The sequence below is a fragment of the Citrobacter sp. On2M genome (assembly GCF_018035235.1).
Lineage (GTDB): Bacteria > Pseudomonadota > Gammaproteobacteria > Enterobacterales > Enterobacteriaceae > Citrobacter > Citrobacter meridianamericanus.
Genome location: NZ_WPCV01000004.1, coordinates 272,529 through 287,983, shown reverse-complemented (window position 1 = coordinate 287,983; position 15,455 = coordinate 272,529). Strand labels below are relative to the sequence as shown.

Annotated in this window: 16 protein-coding genes and 1 riboswitch; of the genes, 4 read left to right on the top strand and 12 right to left on the bottom strand. The window is 54.9% G+C overall.

All coding sequences use genetic code 11. The annotated features are described in order from the left end of the window. Positions 1-14 precede the first annotated feature (14 nt). The 6 genes from On2M_RS11715 to moaA all read right to left on the bottom strand — a co-directional run bounded on the left by On2M_RS11715 (position 15) and on the right by moaA (position 3,465). Positions 15-719, bottom strand: a complete 705-nt coding sequence (locus tag On2M_RS11715) for a Bax inhibitor-1/YccA family protein (RefSeq protein WP_210904858.1) — start codon at positions 717-719, stop codon at positions 15-17. 44 nt (positions 720-763) lie between these two features. Next, positions 764-1,216: a molybdopterin synthase catalytic subunit MoaE gene (gene moaE, locus On2M_RS11710; RefSeq protein WP_210904857.1), complete on the bottom strand. Its 453-nt coding sequence runs from the start codon at positions 1,214-1,216 to the stop codon at positions 764-766. A gap of 1 nt (position 1,217) precedes the next feature. After that, on the bottom strand, positions 1,218-1,463 hold the full coding sequence (moaD, locus tag On2M_RS11705; RefSeq protein WP_151219598.1) for a molybdopterin synthase sulfur carrier subunit: 246 nt from the start codon (positions 1,461-1,463) through the stop codon (positions 1,218-1,220). Continuing rightward, a complete protein-coding gene (gene moaC / locus On2M_RS11700) occupies positions 1,456-1,941 on the bottom strand; it encodes a cyclic pyranopterin monophosphate synthase MoaC (RefSeq protein WP_151219597.1) in 486 nt (161 codons plus the stop codon). The genes moaD and moaC overlap by 8 nt, the downstream gene beginning before the upstream one ends. 2 nt (positions 1,942-1,943) lie before the next feature. Next, positions 1,944-2,456 carry a molybdenum cofactor biosynthesis protein B gene (gene moaB / locus On2M_RS11695; protein WP_003035187.1) on the bottom strand — a complete coding sequence of 171 codons (513 nt, stop codon included), beginning with the start codon at positions 2,454-2,456 and terminating at the stop codon, positions 1,944-1,946. A 19-nt stretch (positions 2,457-2,475) separates the two neighbouring features. Beyond that, on the bottom strand, positions 2,476-3,465 hold the full coding sequence (moaA, locus tag On2M_RS11690) for a GTP 3',8-cyclase MoaA (protein ID WP_151219596.1): 990 nt from the start codon (positions 3,463-3,465) through the stop codon (positions 2,476-2,478). Continuing rightward, positions 3,453-3,598, bottom strand: a riboswitch (molybdenum cofactor riboswitch). It overlaps the preceding gene by 13 nt. Before the next feature lie 289 nt (positions 3,599-3,887). On the opposite strand from moaA, the gene yvcK reads away from it, so the two are divergent. Further along, positions 3,888-4,796, top strand: coding sequence for a uridine diphosphate-N-acetylglucosamine-binding protein YvcK (yvcK, locus tag On2M_RS11685; protein WP_151219595.1), 909 nt, complete (start codon positions 3,888-3,890; stop codon positions 4,794-4,796). A gap of 94 nt (positions 4,797-4,890) precedes the next feature. Here yvcK and uvrB read toward each other — a convergent pair whose 3' ends face one another. Continuing rightward, positions 4,891-6,912, bottom strand: coding sequence for an excinuclease ABC subunit UvrB (uvrB, locus tag On2M_RS11680; RefSeq protein WP_103768867.1), 2,022 nt, complete (start codon positions 6,910-6,912; stop codon positions 4,891-4,893). Between the two features lie 769 nt (positions 6,913-7,681). Here uvrB and On2M_RS11675 point away from each other — a divergent pair. After that, a complete protein-coding gene (locus On2M_RS11675) occupies positions 7,682-8,404 on the top strand; it encodes an ATP-binding cassette domain-containing protein (protein WP_210904856.1) in 723 nt (240 codons plus the stop codon). Here the strand turns inward: On2M_RS11675 and bioD are convergent. From bioD to bioB, 4 genes are read right to left on the bottom strand one after another with little or no spacing between them, the layout of a single operon-like run. Continuing rightward, positions 8,370-9,068, bottom strand: coding sequence for a dethiobiotin synthase (gene bioD / locus On2M_RS11670; RefSeq protein WP_151219593.1), 699 nt, complete (start codon positions 9,066-9,068; stop codon positions 8,370-8,372). The genes On2M_RS11675 and bioD overlap by 35 nt on opposite strands. Continuing rightward, entirely contained in the window at positions 9,061-9,816 is a 756-nt protein-coding gene (gene bioC / locus On2M_RS11665) for a malonyl-ACP O-methyltransferase BioC (protein WP_210904855.1), read from the bottom strand. Before bioC ends, bioD begins: the two co-directional genes overlap by 8 nt. Further along, positions 9,803-10,957 (bottom strand): 8-amino-7-oxononanoate synthase, encoded by a 1,155-nt coding sequence (gene bioF, locus On2M_RS11660; RefSeq protein ID WP_210904854.1) that lies wholly within the window; start codon positions 10,955-10,957, stop codon positions 9,803-9,805. Before bioF ends, bioC begins: the two co-directional genes overlap by 14 nt. Then, positions 10,954-11,994, bottom strand: a complete 1,041-nt coding sequence (gene bioB / locus On2M_RS11655) for a biotin synthase BioB (protein ID WP_210904853.1) — start codon at positions 11,992-11,994, stop codon at positions 10,954-10,956. Before bioB ends, bioF begins: the two co-directional genes overlap by 4 nt. Positions 11,995-12,070: 76 nt before the next feature. Between bioB and bioA the strand changes: the two genes are divergently transcribed. Both bioA and On2M_RS11645 read left to right on the top strand, forming a co-directional pair. Beyond that, positions 12,071-13,360: an adenosylmethionine--8-amino-7-oxononanoate transaminase gene (gene bioA / locus On2M_RS11650; protein WP_210904852.1), complete on the top strand. Its 1,290-nt coding sequence runs from the start codon at positions 12,071-12,073 to the stop codon at positions 13,358-13,360. A 57-nt stretch (positions 13,361-13,417) separates the two neighbouring features. Then, complete coding sequence (locus On2M_RS11645) at positions 13,418-13,894, top strand: kinase inhibitor (protein ID WP_210904851.1); 477 nt, start codon at positions 13,418-13,420, stop codon at positions 13,892-13,894. A gap of 39 nt (positions 13,895-13,933) precedes the next feature. On the opposite strand, the gene hutH is transcribed toward On2M_RS11645, so the two are convergent. Then, positions 13,934-15,454, bottom strand: coding sequence for a histidine ammonia-lyase (gene hutH / locus On2M_RS11640; RefSeq protein ID WP_210904850.1), 1,521 nt, complete (start codon positions 15,452-15,454; stop codon positions 13,934-13,936). Between the last annotated feature and the right edge of the window lies 1 nt (position 15,455).

The following is a 15,455-nucleotide window of genomic DNA, read 5'->3' as shown; positions in this document are numbered from 1 at the left end:
CCGGTAGCGGAAAATTAACGACGATTGCCGAAGATACGCAGCAGCATCAGGAACAGGTTAATGAAGTCCAGATACAGCGTTAACGCCCCAAGAATAGCGTATTTACGCAAGTTGGAACTGTCGCGCAGATCGATCTGCTCACCGATATTTTTCAGCTTCTGCGTGTCATAGGCGGTCAGGCCGACAAACACAATCACCCCTATGTACGTCACCGCCCACATCAACGCTTCACTCTTCAGCCAGAAGTTAACCAGCGAGGCCAGCACAATACCAATCAGCGCCATAAACAGCATATTGCCGAAGCCGCTCAGATCGCGCTTGGTGGTGTAGCCGTACAAACTCATGATACCGAACATCCCGCCGGTGACCACAAAGGTACTGGCGATAGACGAATAGGTATAGACAATGAAAATGCTTGATAGCGTCAGACCGGTTAACGCCGAGTAGAGCATAAATAGCGTGGTCGCCACACCCGCGCTAAGCTTTTGCACCATGCCAGACAGGACAAACACCAGCGCCAGTTGGGCGATGATCAGGCCAAAGAAGGTGATTTTGCTGGAGAAAACAAACATCATCACCGCAGGCGTATTTGCCGCATACCAGGCGATAAACGCCGTCAGCAACAGCCCGCAAGTCATCCAGCCATAGACCTGCGCCATATAGGTTTGCAGACCGGAATGCGCCTGCACAATAGAATCGGATCGTGGGAATCGGTCCATGACAATCTCCTGAATCAGTATGAGCCTAACACAAGTGTACTACTCTACCAGCGTTTTGCCGCCTGCTTATCGCTGTCGCGAGCATCAACCCAACGTTCACCTTCCGGCGTGGCCTCGCGCTTCCAGAACGGCGCGCGGGTTTTCAGGTAATCCATAATGAACTGCCCGGCATCAAACGCACTGCTACGATGCGCGCTGGTCACGCCAACAAAAACGATTTCGTCACCCGGCCACAGTTCGCCAATGCGATGAATCACTGTTACTCGTCCCAGCGGCCAGCGCGAACGCGCTTCGTCGACAATCTCCGCCAGCGCTTTTTCAGTCATCCCTGGATAGTGTTCCAGCGTTAACGCCTGCACGCTATCGCCGAGATTGTGGTTGCGGACTTTCCCGGTGAAAGTGACCACCGCGCCGTCCTCGTCGCGTTCGGCCAGCCAGGGATACTCATCCCCGACACGAAACGGCGCAGAGCCAACAACAATTCGCGTTTCAGCCATCTTAGCCTCCGGTTACCGGTGGGAAGAAAGCCACTTCGTCACCCGCATTAAGGGTATGGTCAAAATCGACCAGCGTCTGGTTTACCGCCGCCAGCAGCTTACCGTCTTCCAGCGCCAACGCCCAGCGATCGCTTTTTGCCGCAAGATGCTTACGCAGCGCTTCTACCGTTGCAAACTCGGCGGCGACCTCTAAGGCATCGGTATTTACCAGTTCGCGTACCTGAGCAAAGAAGAGAACCTTAATCATGCGCATCCACCTTAAAATCTCCGGATTTGCCGCCGCTTTTTGCCAGCAGACGCACCGGACCAATCACCATATCCTTTTGCACCGCTTTACACATATCGTAGATAGTCAACGCCGCTACGGAGGCAGCCGTTAACGCTTCCATTTCGACACCGGTTTTCCCGGTCAGGCGACACAGCGTTTCAATGCGTACGCGGTTGTGCTCAGGCTCGGCGTGCAGATTGACTTCCACCTTGCTCAGCATCAGCGGATGACACAGCGGGATAAGATCCCAGGTCCGTTTGGCGGCCTGAATACCCGCAATACGCGCCGTGGCGAATACATCGCCCTTATGGTGACTGCCATCGATAATCATCGCCAGCGTATCACTACGCATGGTAACAAAGGCTTCGGCACGCGCCTCGCGTACCGTTTCCGCTTTGGCGGAGACATCCACCATATGCGCTTCGCCAGCGGCGTTAATATGAGTCAGTTGCGACATACTTATTTCTTCAAATGTGGGTGGAAATTACACGGACGCGTACGGGCATCAAGCTGCGGCGCAATAATATTTTCCCAGGCGGTACGACACGCTTTGGTCGACCCCGGCATGGCGAAAATCAGCGTTTTATTGGCGACTCCGGCAATCGCCCGGGATTGCAGCGTCGCGGTGCCAATCTCTTCAAACGACAACATACGGAAGACTTCGCCGAACCCTTCAACTTCTCTGTCGAACAACGGTTGCAGCGCTTCCGGCGCCTGGTCCCCTTCGGTTAACCCGGTGCCGCCGGTGATGAGCACAACCTGCACGTCGTCACTGGCAATCCAGGCTGAAACCTGGGCGCGGATGGCGTAACGGTTCTCTTTGACAATCGCCTTGTCGACTATTTGATGACCCGCTTCTTGCGCCGAGTCACGCAGATAATGGCCGGAGGTGTCATCTTCTTCGCCACGACGATTGGAAACAGTAAGAATAGCAATGCGTGTCGGGATAAATTCAGCGCTTACCTGACTCATGAAAAACTCCTTTTAGCGATCAGCCGCCAATGTAAGATAAGTTTTGCGTAATACCGGTATTGTTCTGATGTAAGAAATGGGTCTGTTTTTTCTCCAGCAGCGCAGCTGAAATGCGTTCTTCCAGCGCCGACTGCTGAGCGTCATCTTCCAGCAAATCACGCAGGCTAACGCCACCTTCACCAAATAAACACAGATGAAGCTTACCGACAGAGGAAACGCGTAGACGGTTGCAGGTAGCGCAGAAGTCTTTCTCATAAGGCATGATCAGACCAATTTCGCCAACATAGTCAGGATGGCAGAAAACCTGAGCCGGGCCGTCGCTGCGCTGTCGGATCTGATGAATCCAGCCGCGGCGCAGCAGCTCATCGCGCAGTACCTGGCCGGAGATATGGTGTTTACGGAAGAGCGAGCTGCCCTCGCCTGTTTCCATCAGTTCAATAAAACGCAGTTGGATCGGCCGTGGTTGGATCCAGGCCAGGAAGGTGTCCAGCTGATGATGGTTTACGTCGCGCATCAGCACGGTGTTGACTTTCACTTTTTCAAAACCCGCATCAAAGGCGGCGTCAATACCTGCCATCACCTGCTGAAACTTGTCCTGCCCGGTAATGGCATGAAACTGACGGGCATCCAGGCTGTCGACGCTGACGTTTAGCGCGGTTAGCCCGGCATCGCGCCAGACGGCGGCATCGCGCGCCAGACGATAACCATTGGTGGTCACCGCAATCTGACGGATGGCGTCGTTTTCACGCACGGCGGCGATGATGTCGGTAAAGTCGCGACGCAATGAAGGTTCGCCACCTGTCAGACGCACTTTCTCCGTTCCCAGACTGGCGAACGCACGCGTGACACGACGAATTTCATCAACGGTTAAAAAGCCGTTATTGGTGACCCCGCCGGGCTTATAGCCATCCGGCAGGCAGTAGGTGCAACGAAAGTTACACACATCTGTAATCGACAAACGTAAGTAGTAAAACTTACGCGCGAAAGCATCGGTAAGTTGAGAGCCCATGTACACCTTTCCAAATACGGGAGACGTAGTCATTTCTTCCTGCGCCCTGGTGACAAACTTATTCAAGTATTGTCACGGCCAAAGCACCGTATCATTTGACCCAGGTGCAGAGGCTAGAGTGTTTATACTCGTCATACTTCGAGTACATTGTGGTTATGCCGATACTAGCGTGTAAATGACGCTTTTGCCATGTACACTTTCGCTATATAAATATGTATATAGCGACGCGATCGTGCATTTTCGCTACAGAATAAGCAAAAACCATAGTTTTGCATTGATATACATCATCTTGCCGTCAGGTCGATATCGTCAGAAAGGGGTAGATCGCAGATAATAAATTTCGCCAGATGCCAACTGGATAATTGCTGAAAACACGCTATTTACGGTACTGTAGCGCCGATCAATTGATATCAGGAAACTCTATGCGCACTCGCACCCTGGCAGATTTGGACCGCGTTGTCGCTCTCGGCGGAGGGCATGGATTAGGACGCGTTCTTTCCTCACTTTCCCCTTTAGGCTCACGCCTGACGGGTATCGTCACCACGACCGATAACGGCGGCTCGACAGGCCGTATTCGTCGCTCTGAAGGCGGGATCGCCTGGGGAGACATGCGTAACTGTCTCAACCAGTTAATTACCCAGCCCAGCGTCGCATCCGCTATGTTTGAGTATCGTTTTGGCGGAAATGGCGAACTTTCCGGGCATAACCTCGGAAATCTGATGTTAAAGGCACTCGATCACCTCAGCGTGCGGCCTTTAGAAGCCATCAATTTAATTCGTAACCTGCTGAAGGTCGATGCGCATTTAATTCCGATGTCGGAGCTGCCAGTGGATCTGATGGCTATCGACGATCAGGGGCATGAAGTCTATGGCGAAGTGAATATCGATCAGCTCACTATCCCTCCTCAGGAGCTGATGCTGTCGCCAAAAGTCCCCACCACGCGGGAAGCGGTTGAAGCTATCGCCGAAGCGGATTTGATTCTGATAGGGCCAGGCAGTTTTTACACCAGTCTGATGCCGATCCTGCTGCTCGACGATCTGGCGCAGGCGTTACGTCGCACGCCGGCCCCGATGGTCTACATCGGTAATCTCGGCCGCGAGTTAAGCCTGCCAGCAGCCAGCCTGACACTCAACGATAAGCTGGCAATCATTGAACAGTATGTTGGCAAGAAAGTGATTGATGCCGTAGTTGTGGGCCCGAAAGTGGATGTTTCCACCGTTACCAATCGCGTTGTCATTCAGGAAGTGCTGGAAGCCAGCGATATTCCCTACCGCCATGATCGCCAGCTATTGCATAGCGCGCTGGAAAAAGCGGTACAGGCGTTAGGCTGAGCGAATTTGCCTGATGGCGCTGACGCTTATCAGGCATACACAACCTTGACGTTTCCAGGCCAGATGACGGGTCTCCCCCACCTTCAACATCGCGTTAAGACGCCGCGATAAACAGCTCGCGCAGCTGATGCAACTGGTCGCGGATCGTCGCGGCCTCTTCAAATTCAAGATTCTGCGCATGCTGCATCATTTGTCCTTCCAGCTCGTGAATCTTCTGCTGCAGCGCTTTTGGCGTCATATCCAGTTCGACAACCTCAGACTTCGCACCTGCGCGTGACTTCCCTTTGCCTTTCGCCTTGGTCTTCGCAATATTCTGACCCAGCGCCAGAATATCGACCACTTTCTTATTCAGCCCCTGCGGCGTAATGCCGTGTTCTTCGTTGTAAAGCTGCTGTTTCTCACGACGACGTTCAGTTTCACCAATCGCTTTGGCCATTGAGGCGGTAATTTTGTCGCCGTAAAGAATAGCCTTACCGTTGATGTTACGCGCCGCACGACCAATGGTCTGGATCAGCGAACGTTCAGAACGCAGGAACCCTTCTTTGTCTGCGTCCAGAATCGCCACCAGCGAGACTTCAGGCATGTCCAGCCCCTCACGTAACAGGTTGATACCCACCAGCACGTCAAACTCGCCCAGACGCAGGTCACGAATGATTTCCATGCGTTCCACGGTATCGATGTCAGAGTGCAGATAGCGCACCCGCTCACCGTGTTCTTCGAGATATTCGGTGAGGTCCTCCGCCATGCGTTTGGTGAGCGTAGTGACCAGCACACGTTCGTTAATCGCCGCACGGGTGCGGATCTCCGACAGCAGATCGTCAACCTGCGTCGCCACCGGACGCACCTCAATGACCGGATCCAACAGGCCGGTCGGTCGTACTACCTGATCGACCACTTCATCACCAGATTTCTCCAGCTCATAGTTACCCGGCGTCGCTGAAACGTAGATGGTTTGTGGAGCCAACGCCTCAAACTCTTCAAATTTGAGCGGACGGTTATCCAGCGCCGAGGGCAGACGGAATCCGTATTCGACCAGGGTCTCTTTACGCGCCCGGTCTCCGCGATACATGCCGCCAATTTGTGGAATTGTGACGTGGGATTCATCCACCACCAGCAGACCGTCGGCAGGCAGGTAATCAAACAGCGTCGGCGGCGGCTCACCGGGGCCACGCCCGGACAGATAGCGGGAGTAGTTTTCAATCCCCGAGCAGTAACCCAGCTCATTCATCATTTCCAAATCGAACTGTGTACGCTGGCTTAACCGCTGTTCTTCCAACAATTTGTTATTTGCCAACAGAATTTTACGCCGCTCTGCCAGCTCAACTTTGATTTCTTCCATCGCCTGCACGATACGTTCGCGCGGCGTCACGTAGTGCGTTTTAGGATAGATGGTGTAGCGCGAAATCGTGGATTCGACCTGCCCGGTGAGCGGGTCAAACAGCGATAAGCGTTCAACTTCTTCATCAAACAGTTCCACACGCAGCGCGATGTCGTCGGATTCAGCCGGGAAAATGTCGATCACTTCACCGCGCACACGGAAGGTCCCGCGCTGAAATGCCTGATCGTTGCGGGTGTATTGCAGTTCCGCAAGGCGGCGCAGGATCGCGCGTTGATCGATAATCATCCCTACCGTCAGGTGCAGCATCATCTTCAGGTACAGATCCGGATCGCCCAAACCATAGATAGCGGAAACGGAGGCCACGACGACGACATCCCGACGCTCCAGCAGCGCTTTAGTTGCCGACAGGCGCATCTGCTCAATATGTTCGTTGACCGAAGCATCTTTCTCGATGAAGGTGTCAGAACTGGGTACGTAGGCTTCCGGCTGATAATAGTCGTAGTAAGAGACGAAATACTCCACCGCGTTATCCGGGAAGAACTCTTTCATCTCACCGTACAGCTGAGCAGCAAGCGTCTTATTGGGGGCCAGCACCATGGTAGGACGCTGCAAGTCCGCAATCACGTTAGCGATGGTGAATGTTTTCCCAGACCCCGTCACCCCCAGTAGCGTCTGATGCGCCAGACCATCCTCCAGCCCTTCTTCCAGACGGCGAATTGCCTCAGGCTGATCGCCAGAGGGTTTAAAAGCGGAATTAAGTTTGAACGGTTTACTCATGAGCAGCTACCTGAAGCAATGGGCGGGCAGGTGTGTAATTTTACTCGCAGTGGTATATTTTGCCAGTAAAAAATACTGGATGAAAAAACAGTAACACGCCAGAATATTTCTGATACGCCATCTGAACGAGCGTGACTACAGGCTAAAATTTGGCCAGAGACAAGATAAAACACCAGTAAAAACGTGTTATCCCCAAAGCAATGACTTTTTTAACATTTGTCAAGCTACCCGATGAAAGTTTTGTGGCAACACATGACACTTCGGCGACAGCCATTGCTTTTATCTAACTTTCTGTAATTTAATGATTATTATCACAAGCCGTCTTTCGCATCAATTTAGTCGCAACCCGCGTCTTCTCTCGCTTACATTGTGTTTTCTAACTCTAATACACAAGGTTATCCACAGGAATAGTGGATAACTGCCTCCAGCCCGTATGGACTGTAGCCTGGCAAAAACACCCTGACTCTCTTTTCCGCAGGCATAAAAAAAAATTATCGCTATTTTTTGATATTTATCAGCTAACGAAGCAACCTGGAATGGCCGGGATCTTGCTCGCATTTTCATCATTTTCCTGCCTGCACCATCACGATACCGCCAGGCACTGGCAATGTGCACAAAACAGCCCTTCCCATCTGATGAACCGGACTTTTTTGCGTTTTTAGTATGCTATCACGCTGTTTCTACCACGAATCCCGCTTCTGGCAAGAGAATTGCAGGTTTCTTCCGACGACCTGTTAGTGGGGCCGATAACATCATGATGGAGAAATCTATGTTGAGTCTTCGCGCAGTGAATCACTATTACGGCAATCAACACTCATTGTGGGATGTGGATCTCGACCTGCTGCCCGGCAAATGTACCGGCGTGCTGGGGCTTCCGGGGATGGGAAAGACTACGCTTGCCAATTGCATTATCGGCAATTTACCGATTGAAAGCGGAACCATGTTCTGGCATCAGGCTGGCGCACCGCCGCGCGACCTGAGTCCGATTCCGACGGCAAATCGCATTGCGCTGGGTATTAACTACGTTTCACAAGAGAGACGGATTTTTTCACAACTAACGGTCGAGGAAAATCTGCATATTGCGCGTCAGGCGGTTGAAGAAAGCGAAACGATGAACAGCAGCGATATTTACCGCCTGTTTCCACAGCTTTTCGAACTGCGTCAGGTCAAAGGAGTGGCATTGTCGGAGGAAAATCAGCACCAGCTTGCGCTCGCCAGCGCGCTGGTCACACGCCCGCGCCTGCTGATCCTCGATGAACCCACGCGAGGAAGTGGTCAGGCTTATATCCACAGGCTGGGTAATCTGATTGTCAAGCTAAGCCAGGAACTTGGCATCGCCATTATGCTCGCGGAGCAGAGCCTGCCGTTTATTCGACGGGTCGCCGATTGCTATTGCCTGTTACACCGTGGGCGTAACGTAGCGCAGGGGCAAATAACACCGTTCGGCGACCCGCTAATTAACGACTGGGGGACAACGCAGACAAAGCGCTAAGATCGATATAATGCCCTGTTGATGCCTGCTCCGGCTTTTCTGCCAGCCAGGGAATTTCCCCCAGCAGCGGTGCCGCAAGCACACGCCTGAGCGTCGCCATATATTCTGCATGACGTTTTCCAGGCGGCGTCACATCATTGGCGACCCATCCGGCAAGGGTCAGTCCGGCCTGCTGCACCGCCTGAGCGGTCAGCATGGCGTGATTGATGCAACCAAGCTTAACGCCAACCACCAGAATCACCGGCAGTTGCTCCGCTTTTACCCAGTCAGAAAAACTCAGTGTTGGCGAAAGCGGCGTAAACCATCCGCCCGCGCCTTCTACCAGTACCCATTCAGCCTGCTCTTCCAGCGTGCGTAATCCCGCAGACATCACGGAGGCCTGAATGGGGCGCCCTTCGTCAGCACTGATGATATGCGGTGAGGTAGGTTCCGCGAAGGTATACGGATTGATGGCTGCATAATCCACGGCTACAACGCTGTTGCGCTGTAGAGCCAGCGCATCGCTGTTGCGCAGTCCTTCAGCCGTTATTTCACTACCGGACGCCACGGGCTTATAGCCGACGGTTCGTAATCCCAACAACCCCGCCGCCTGGAGCAGCGCGCAGCTGGCAATAGTTTTACCCACTTCGGTGTCTGTCCCGGTGACAAAATACGTGCTAGTCACGTTGAATCACTCCCAAAAATAGATGATAGGTCAGCGGATATCTCCCCTGCTGCTGGGGCCAGGCTAACTGCACTTGGTGCAACTGTGAACGAGTAAGTAAGCGCTGCTCGCGGCCATCATGCAAATGCGTCGCGCCGATGCCTTTCAGCGAGCGCATGGCGCTTAGCGCGTCGTTAAACCACAGCGTGATGGCATGAGACTGGTAGTCAACATTCCAGCCATCCAGGGCGCTTTCCAGCTGTTCCACGGGCAAAAAACGGTTGGCATGCTCCCGGTCATCAACCGCTCGCCACGCCTGACGCAGTTCTGGCATCGAGCCGTGTGCCAGGGTACTAAACGCCACTATCCCGCCCGGGCGTACCACCCGGTACAACTCGCTTAACGCGCCGCGTAAATCGCTACACCACTGCACGGCCAGATTGCTCCAGGCCAGGTCAAAAGTGGCGCTCGCCTGCGGTAGAGCTTCGATATCCGCCAATAAATAGTGATGAGCAACATCGTGACGCTGTGCTTCTGCCAACATTTGCGCCGACAGATCCAGGGCGCTGACTTTGCTCCCCTGCCGCCGCCAGTAACGACTCATACGCCCCGGGCCACAGCCCGCATCCAGCACGTGGTCGAACTGACGACCATCCAGTCGCGCCAGTAACGCATCGGCGCTCTGGCGCTGGAGTTCAGCGTGTTGTTCGTAGAGGGAAGCCGCGCGACCAAACGCGGCGGCAATGGCTTGCTTATCAACCTGCGCCATGCAGCACCTCCAGCAAGCGGTCGATGTCCTGGGGCTCATGCGCCTGGGTTAGCGTGAGACGAAGTCTGGCGGTGCCGACCGGCACGGTGGGTGGACGGATTGCCGTCACCCAGCATCCCTGTTGCCGTAATACCTGCGCCAGTTGCAAGGCTTTATGGTTGTCGCCAACGATCAGCGGCTGAATAGCGCTGTCTGAATGCGCCAGCACTAAATCAGGGGTCGTCATGCCGGCGCGAAAACGCCGGATAAGCATTGTCAGTTTTGCTCTGCGCTCGTCACCTTCACGGCTGCGGATCACTGTCAGCGCAGCGCGTAAAGCCTGAGCCTGCGCCGGAGGCATACTGGTGCTGTAAATCAGATGACGGGCAAACTGCAGCAGATAATCGGCCACGCTGTCTGAACACAGGATTGCCGCGCCGCTGACGCCAAATCCCTTCCCGAAGGTCACCACTAACAGCTCAGGTTTCACCTGTTGATGGAAGCATGAACCGCGCCCTTCCTCACCGGTAACGCCTATACCGTGGGCATCATCCACCAGCAGCCATGCGCTTTGCCGCTCAGCCGCCGCGTGGATTTCAGCCAGTGGCGCGCTGTCGCCATCCATGCTGAACACGCCTTCGGTCACCACCAACTGCTGCCCCGGACAGGAGGCAGCCAGCAGACGTTCCAGATGCTGCGCATCGTTGTGGGTAAAGCGACGTAGCACGGCGGGGCTAAGGCTCGCAGCCTCCAGTAGCGAGGCATGGCTGAGTCGGTCGGCGACAATCCGATCCTCTTTGCCCATCAGCGCGGTAATGACCGCCTGATTAGCCGCAAAACCGGAGATGAACAACAGCGCCCGCGAATAGCCCAGCCAGTGGGCCAGTTCTTCTTCCAGCGCCTGATGCGCAACCGAATAACCGCTGACATGACCCGAGCCACCGCTGCCGACCCCAAAACGCTCTGCCCCCTGCTGCCAGGCACGGATAATCTGAGGGTGGTGGCTTAAGCCAAGGTAGTCATTGCTGGAGAAATTCAGATACCGGCGATCGTCTGCCTGCAGCCAACGACCGGCGCCCTGCGTCACCGCATAGCGCCGACGCAGGGCATCGGCAGAACGACGCAAAACGAGCGCATCGTCTATTTTTTGCTGCCAGGTCATACGGTTGCCGCGTTGTAGTAATCGTCAGTATCCGGAGTACGCAGCGCCTGTTCCAGACGTTGCTGCTGTTCGTTATCGCCCGCCAGCACCGCCGTTTGTTGCGGATTCAGACCCAGTTTGCGGAACAACAACAGGTCTTTATCTTCGTTCGGGTTCGGGGTGGTCAGCAATTTGCAGCCGTAGAAAATCGAGTTGGCCCCGGCCATAAAGCACATTGCCTGGGTTTGTTCGTTCATCTGCTCGCGTCCGGCAGAAAGACGCACGTACGACGTCGGCATCATGATGCGCGCAATGGCGATAGTACGAATAAAATCAAACGCATCCACATCGTCGTTATCGGCGAGCGGCGTGCCCTTTACTTTCACCAGCATGTTGATGGGGACGCTTTCTGGCGGGGTGGGTAGGTTCGCCAGTTGCAGCAGCAGACCCGCGCGATCGGTGACCGTTTCCCCCAGTCCCACAATCCCGCCGGAGCACACTTTAATGCCCGCCTCACGCACTTTATCCAGCGTATCCAGGCGCTCCTGATACGAACGGGTGGTAATGATATTGCCGTAAAATTCCGGCGAGGTGTCGAGGTTGTGGTTGTAGTAGTCCAGACCCGCATTGGCCAGGCGCTGGGCCTGGGTTTCGTTCAGCGTGCCCAGCGTCATACAGGCTTCCAGCCCCAGTTCTTTCACGCCCTGAACCATCTGTTCCAGGTAAGGCATATCGCGTTCGTGAGGATTCTTCCACGCCGCACCCATGCAAAACCGCGTTGAACCGGCTTGTTTCGCCTTACGTGCAGAGTCCAGAACCTGTTCAACTTCCATCAAACGTTCCGTTTCCAGGCCGGTTTTATAGCGGGAACTTTGCGGGCAGTATTTACAATCTTCCGGGCAGGCACCGGTCTTTATCGACAACAATGTACTGACCTGAACCTGCTGCGGATCGAAGTGCTGACGATGAATCTGCTGCGCTTCAAACAGCAGATCCAGCAGCGGTTTTTCAAATAATTCGGTGACTTGCGACATTGTCCAGCGAGAAGAATGAGCCATATTGGTATACGTTTCGTTGTCAGTTTGGTGTAGACTCGTAAACCTAAATCTTTTTAATTTGGTTTACAAGTCGATTATGACAACGGACGATCTTGCGTTTGACCAACGCCATATCTGGCACCCTTACACCTCCATGACCTCCCCGCTGCCGGTTTATCCGGTGGCGCGTGCCGAAGGTTGTGAACTGATATTAGCCAACGGTGAGAGGCTGATTGACGGTATGTCATCCTGGTGGGCGGCGATCCACGGTTACAACCATCCACAGTTGAATGCCGCGATGAAAACGCAGATTGATGCTATGTCGCACGTGATGTTTGGCGGCATTACCCATGCCCCGGCCATTGCGCTGTGTCGCCAGTTGGTGGCGATGACGCCAGAGGCGCTGGAGTGCGTTTTTCTCGCGGATTCAGGTTCGGTCGCCGTGGAAGTCGCGATGAAAATGGCACTGCAATACTGGCAGGCCAAAGGCGAATCCCGTCAGCGTTTCCTGACATTTCGTAACGGTTATCACGGCGATACTTTCGGCGCGATGTCGGTCTGCGATCCTGAAAACTCAATGCACAGTCTGTGGAAGGGTTATCTGCCGGAGAACCTGTTTGCGCCCGCTCCGCAAAGCCGGATGGGCGGCGAATGGGACGAACTGGATATGGTGCCTTTTGCCCGTCTGATGGCCGCACATCGCCACGAAATTGCGGCGGTGATCCTTGAGCCGATTGTGCAGGGTGCTGGCGGCATGCGCATGTACCATCCTGAGTGGTTAAAGCGCATCCGTAAAATGTGTGACCGGGAAGGCATTTTGCTGATTGCCGATGAAATCGCCACCGGATTTGGTCGCACGGGCAAGCTATTTGCCTGTGAGCACGCCGATATCACTCCAGACATTTTGTGCCTTGGCAAAGCGTTAACCGGCGGAACGATGACCCTTTCCGCTACCCTGACCACGCGTCAGGTCGCAGAAACCATCAGCAACGGTGAAGCCGGATGCTTTATGCATGGTCCAACTTTCATGGGTAATCCACTGGCCTGCGCCGTCGCCTCCGCCAGCCTGTCGTTACTCGAAACCGGCGAGTGGCGTTCGCAGGTAGCGGCCATAGAAACGCAGCTTCGGACAGAACTCGCCCCGGCGGCAGACTCCGGTTGGGTCGTCGACGTGCGCGTGCTTGGTGCCATCGGCGTCATCGAAACCACGCACCCGGTGAATATGGCCGCGTTGCAAAAATTCTTTGTCGAACAGGGCGTGTGGGTAAGACCGTTTGGTAAGCTCATTTATCTGATGCCGCCGTACATCATCAAGCCCGAACAATTGCGTCGCCTGACCCAGGCCGTCAACGAGGCTGTGCGCAATGCAACATTTTTTAGCGATTAATCAGCGGTAAGCTCTATGGTTTCTGACTACACTTTTTGGCTAACGAGAGGAGTCAGCATGAAACTAATCAGTAACGATTTACGCGATGGCGAAAAGCTTCCTCATCGCCACGTCTTTAACGGCATGGGGTATGACGGGGATAACATTTCTCCGCATCTGGCCTGGGATGACGTACCCGCAGGGACCAAGAGCTTTGTCGTAACCTGCTACGATCCTGATGCGCCAACCGGCTCCGGTTGGTGGCACTGGCTGGTGGTTAACCTGCCTGCAGATACCCGGGTTTTACCGCAAGGGTACGGCTCAGGGTTGGTTGCGTTGCCGGAAGGCGTAATGCAAACACGCACGGATTTTGGTAAAGCAGGTTATGGTGGCGCCGCGCCGCCGAAAGGTGAAACCCATCGTTATATCTTTACGGTTCATGCGCTGGATGTGGAGCGTCTTGATGTCAATGAGGGCGCCAGCGGCGCGATGGTCGGATTTAATGTCCATTTCCACTCGCTCGCCAGCGCCTCGATTACGGCGATGTTTAGTTAACCTCTGTGCCGGATAAGCGACAGCGTATCCGGCATTGTGTTACAGAAACTCAGGCAACAGTTTCAACAAGGTTCCCTGGGCTAGCAGTTCGGTCGCGCACTCGATATCCGGGGCGAAAAAGCGATCCTGTGTATAGTGGGCAACCTGCGCGCGCAAAGCCAGGCGCGCCTGCTCCAGCAGCGGGCTTGAGGTTAACCCTTCTCGCAGGTCAATCCCCTGACACGCCGCCAGCCATTCTACGGCAATCACGCCGCGCGTATTCGCCGCCATCTCCCATAGTCTGCGGCCCGCCGCTGGCGCCATAGAGACATGATCTTCCTGATTGGCGGAGGTCGGCAGGCTGTCCACGCTGTGCGGATGCGCCAGCGCTTTGTTCTCGCTCGCCAGCGCGGCCGCGGTTACCTGAGCAATCATAAATCCGGAGTTCACTCCGCCGTTTTTCACCAGGAACGGCGGCAACTGCGACATATGTTTGTCCATCATCAGCGCAATACGTCGTTCTGATAACGACCCGATTTCCGCAATCGCCAGCGCCAGATTATCTGCCGCCATCGCCACCGGTTCAGCATGGAAGTTGCCGCCAGAAATGACATCCCCCTCTTCGGCGAACACCAGCGGATTGTCGGAAACCGCGTTGGCTTCGACCAGCAGAACATCCATTGCCTGGCGCATTTGCGTCAGACACGCCCCCATCACCTGCGGCTGACAGCGCAGAGAATACGGATCCTGCACTTTTTCACAGTTATGATGCGACTGTGAAAGTGCGCTGGTGTCGGTCAATACGTGACGGTACAGCGTCGCAGCATCAATCTGCCCACGCTGTCCTCGCGCGGCATGAATACGGGCATCAAACGGACGACGAGAACCCAGCACGGCTTCGGTGGTCAGCGCCCCGCACACCGTTGCAGATGCGAACAGCTCCTGAGCTTCAATTAGTCCGCGCAGCGCAAAGGCGGTGGAAGCCTGAGTACCATTGAGCAGCGCCAGCCCTTCTTTCGCCTCCAGCGTAATTGGCTCCAGCCCGGCCTTTTTCAGCGCTTCAGTTGCCGGAAGCCATTCCCCCTGCCAGCGCGCTTTACCTTCGCCCAGCAGCGTCAGAGACATATGCGCAAGCGGCGCCAGGTCGCCCGATGCTCCCACCGAGCCTTTCGCCGGGATAAGCGGATACACTTCGGCATTCACCAGTGCGATCAGCGCATCGATCACGCTCAGACGAATACCGGAAAAACCGCGCGCCAGACTGTTGATTTTCAACACCATAATCAGGCGAACCATGGCGTCATCGAGCGCATCGCCGACGCCCGCCGCATGGGAAAGCACCAGCGAGCGCTGCAAATTCTGCAAGTCTTCCGTGGCGATACGGGTCTGGGCCAGCAAGCCAAACCCCGTATTAATGCCATACGCCGTGCGGCCTTCAGTGACAATATTATTGACGCAGGCGACGCTGGCGTTGATAGCATCAATCGCGGCAGCATCCAGGCTCAGTTTGACCGGCTGCTGCCAGATGTCGCGTAGTTGCGCAAAGCTCAGATGACCCGGTGTTAATGTCATGGTGTTCATA